The organism is Novosphingobium album (ex Liu et al. 2023), from assembly GCF_029076845.1.
In the GTDB taxonomy this organism is placed as follows: domain Bacteria; phylum Pseudomonadota; class Alphaproteobacteria; order Sphingomonadales; family Sphingomonadaceae; genus Novosphingobium.
In genome coordinates, this window is record NZ_JARESE010000014.1 from 1 (window position 1) to 3,302 (window position 3,302).

General features: G+C 60.0%; 5 protein-coding genes and 1 pseudogene. 2 read left to right on the top strand and 4 right to left on the bottom strand.

The features are described 5' to 3' along the window. Nucleotides 1–46 precede the first annotated feature (46 nt). A complete protein-coding gene (locus PYV00_RS05085; protein WP_275227192.1) occupies nt 47–445 on the top strand; it encodes a tyrosine-type recombinase/integrase in 399 nt (132 codons plus the stop codon). A gap of 69 nt (nt 446–514) precedes the next feature. Here the strand turns inward: PYV00_RS05085 and PYV00_RS05090 are convergent, their stop codons facing one another. Both PYV00_RS05090 and PYV00_RS05095 read right to left on the bottom strand, forming a co-directional pair. Further along, entirely contained in the window at nt 515–643 is a 129-nt protein-coding gene (locus PYV00_RS05090; protein WP_342803797.1) for a hypothetical protein, read from the bottom strand. Nucleotides 644–656: 13 nt separating this feature from the next. Continuing rightward, nucleotides 657–1,270: pseudogene (locus tag PYV00_RS05095) on the bottom strand (IS5 family transposase); the annotation flags it as partial. A 54-nt stretch (nt 1,271–1,324) separates the two neighbouring features. Here PYV00_RS05095 and PYV00_RS05100 point away from each other — a divergent pair. Then, nucleotides 1,325–2,524, top strand: coding sequence for an IS256 family transposase (locus PYV00_RS05100; RefSeq protein WP_275227193.1), 1,200 nt, complete (start codon nt 1,325–1,327; stop codon nt 2,522–2,524). A gap of 27 nt (nt 2,525–2,551) precedes the next feature. On the opposite strand, the gene PYV00_RS05105 is transcribed toward PYV00_RS05100, so the two are convergent. Together PYV00_RS05105 and PYV00_RS05110 are read right to left on the bottom strand one after the other, a co-directional pair. Continuing rightward, nucleotides 2,552–2,761, bottom strand: a complete 210-nt coding sequence (locus PYV00_RS05105) for an NAD-dependent epimerase/dehydratase family protein (protein ID WP_275227194.1) — start codon at nt 2,759–2,761, stop codon at nt 2,552–2,554. 11 nt (nt 2,762–2,772) lie between these two features. Further along, nucleotides 2,773–3,302 (bottom strand): GDP-mannose 4,6-dehydratase (locus PYV00_RS05110; RefSeq protein ID WP_275227195.1); only part of this gene is annotated, 530 nt, incomplete at its 5' end.

Here is a 3,302-nt window from a genome sequence, read left to right on the forward strand (position 1 = left end):
CCGCCGAATGTGCCAACTATTTCAGCTCGTGCGGCTATGATCCAGATTGATCGAAAACCGCTCTAGGCGCAGCAAGGCCGATCCATTCGGCATGGGCCGGATTGGGTTTAGCTCGAGGCGCTCGGCCGAACTGGTGGGCGAATGGCTCGCCTGGCGGGGTAGCGCGATAGATTCACTGTTCTGCGGGATTTATCAGGGCAAGCCAATCAACCGCCCGTTGGGGACGACGAAGGTTAAACTGATCATCAAGGAAGCCGTCGCGGCAGCTGGATTGCCACCGGAAGACGTTCAAGCGTTCAGCGGTCATTCGCTGCGCGTGGGCGCCGCGCAGGACTTGCTCTGCTCGGGATTTGATACTGCAGCGATTATGCGGGCCGGTGGCTGGAAATCGGTGAATGTGCTCGGCCGCTACCTGGAGTTGGCGGAGCACAATGTCTGGGCGTGACACATCTTGGCGAGCACCAAACGGCAAAATCTGTACATTGCCTTGGATAAAAGACCTTCGTGTTGACGATCAAGCCTGGCGCAGCGAAGTCTGATTTTCCAGGAACCATTGATAGGTCGACCGTATGCCCTCTTCGAGCTGAATTTGAGCATTCCAGCCCATGCCAGCAAGCCGCGACACATCCATCAGCTTGCGCACCGTGCCGTCAGGTTTAGGCCGTAGACTCATAAACGCGGAGCCACAGCCGCATTGAGGCGAGTTGGACCATGGCCAGGAAGTTCTCGGCCAGCTTGTCGTAGCGGGTTGCAACCCGGCGGAAGTGCTTCAGCTTGGAAAAGAAGCGCTCGATCAGGTTCCGCTCGCAGTAGAGCCAAGTGCTGAAGTACGGTTTTGACCGGCGGTTGGACTTTGGCGGGATGTTGGCGAACGCCCCTCTCTCGCGGAGAGACGCCCGGATGCGATCTGCATCGTAGGCCTTGTCCGCGAGCACGATTGTTCCAGCGCCAACATGATCGAGTAGATCGTCAGCGGCTTGGCCATCATGGCTTTGCCCAGCGGTCAGGCTCAGCCGGATCGGGAGGCCTTGCCCGTCGACGACCGCGTGGATCTTGGTCGTGAGCCCTCCTCGGGAACGACCGAGACAATGATCTCGATCCCCCTTTTTGCCGTAGCGGCCTGCTGGTGGGCGCGAACGGAAGTGCTGTCGATCATTTGGATGTCGCCATCATGAGCGGCGGTGATGGCGTCCATCATCCTATCCCACACGCCGGCCTTCCGCCATCGCACGAAGCGGTTGTAGCAGGTGGTGCGCGGGCCATAGGGGACTGTCAGTAATTTTGTGCGCGGGGCCATAGAGATGGATAGGAAAGGACCATCGATATGGCGATCGACAAGGAGTTATTGGATCAGCTTCTGGCAGGCCGAGATGCGCAGGAGCTGTTCGCCAAAGACGGGCTGCTCGATGAGCTGAAGAAGGCGCTGTCGGAGCGAATGCTGTCCGCAGAGCTCGACGATCATCTGGAATCGGAGACCGAGGCCGGCGCGTTGAACCGCCGGAACGGCTCCTCGAAGAAGACGGTGCTGTCGGGTTCGTCGAAGATGACACTCGACATTCCCCGCGACCGCTCGGGCACCTTCGACCCCAAGCTGATCGCCAAGTATCAACGTCGCTTTCCCGACTTCGACGACAAGATTATCTCGATGTACGCGCGTGGCATGACGGTGCGCGAGATCCGCGGGCATCTCGAGGAACTGTACGGCATCGACGTATCGCCGGATCTGATCTCGACGATCACCGACGCCGTGCTTGAGACCGTCGCGGAATGGCAGGGGCGTCCACTCGATGCCTGCTACCCGCTGGTCTTCTTCGACGCGATCAGGGTGAAGATCAGGGACGAAGGGTTTGTCCGCAACAAGGCGGTATACATCGCGCTCCGCATCCTGCCCGACGGCACCAAGGAGATCCTGGGAATCTGGATCGAGCAGACCGAGGGCGCCAAGTTCTGGCTGCGGGTGATGAACGAGCTCAAGAACCGGGGCGTAGCTGACATCCTGATCGCCGTCGTCGACGGACTGAAGGGCTTCCCCGAGGCGATCAACGCCGTGTTCCCGGAAACGGTCGTCCAGACCTGCATCGTCCACCTGATCCGCAACGCGATGGGCTTCGCGTCGTGGAAGGACCGTAAGCTCATCGCCAGCGGGCTGCGCAGCGTCTATCGGGCCGAAACGGCGGAGGCCGGCCTAGCGGCGCTGGAAGCGTTCGAAGACAGCCATTGGGGCCGCAAATATCCGGCAATCGCGCAAAGCTGGCGCCGGCACTGGGACCATGTGATCCCGTTCTTCGCGTTCCCGGAGGGCGTGCGCCGGATCATCTACACCACGAACGCCATCGAGGCGCTCAACTCGAAACTCAGGCGAGCCGTTCGTACACGGGGCCACTTCCCGGGTAACGATGCCGCGATGAAGCTGCTATATCTCGTACTCAATCACGCGGCCGAGGAATGGAAACGGCCGCCGCGCGAGTGGTTTGAGGCCAAGACCCAGTTCGCCGTAATCTTCGGAGAGCGGTTTACGGTCTGATGAACGAAACCGGCCCCGCGCACAAAATCACTGACAGTCCCGGATGCCGCCGACTTTGGCGGCAGCCAGGACAACAGCATCAGGCTGCTCTTCAGCTAAGAAAGCGCGAACCGCTGCTTGGTTGGTGAGGTCGAGTTCGGAATGTGCCCGCACGAGAGGCGTGGCGCCGCTTGCTCCCAGCTGGCGCACGATAGCAGAGCCGACCATGCCCCGATGGCCTGCAACATAGACTCGCATCGGCTTGTCTCTCAATTTTCCATTGCGACGGGCAGTTCGAGGCCATGCGCTTTGAGCAAGGCATGACGCCGCGCCGTTTGCAAATCCGATGCCACCATCTCGGCGCGCATCTCGCGCGCGCTAATCTCGGGAACCCATCCAAGCTTCTCCTTGGCTTTGGAAGGATCGCCCAGCAGTGTCTCAACTTCAGCTGGCCGAAAATAGCGTGGATCGACGCGGACAATCACATCGCCGGGCTTCACCGAAACCGCAATATCCCCTGAGACTGCGTCAACGATACCTCGCTCCTCGACGCCTTCACCTTCAAAACGGAGCTCAATCCCGAGTTCCTTGGCCGACCAGGTTATGAACTCCCGCACTGAATATTGCTGACCGGTCGCGATAACGAAGTCCTCTGGTTCGTCCTGCTGAAGCATCATCCATTGCATGCGGACATAGTCCTTGGCATGCCCCCAATCGCGAAGTGCGTCCAAGTTTGTAGCGCGACGATTACGGAGTCCGGTCGGCGTCAATTTTGATGGCCGATAGGTGGCCGCGCCGG

Bases quoted from the DNA above. Each gene is read 5' to 3' on its own strand.
- PYV00_RS05100 (WP_275227193.1), top strand. From the start codon at position 1,325: ATGGCGATCGACAAGGAGTTATTGGATCAGCTTCTGGCAGGCCGAGAT.
- PYV00_RS05105 (WP_275227194.1), bottom strand. From the start codon at position 2,761: ATGCGAGTCTATGTTGCAGGCCATCGGGGCATGGTCGGCTCTGCTATC.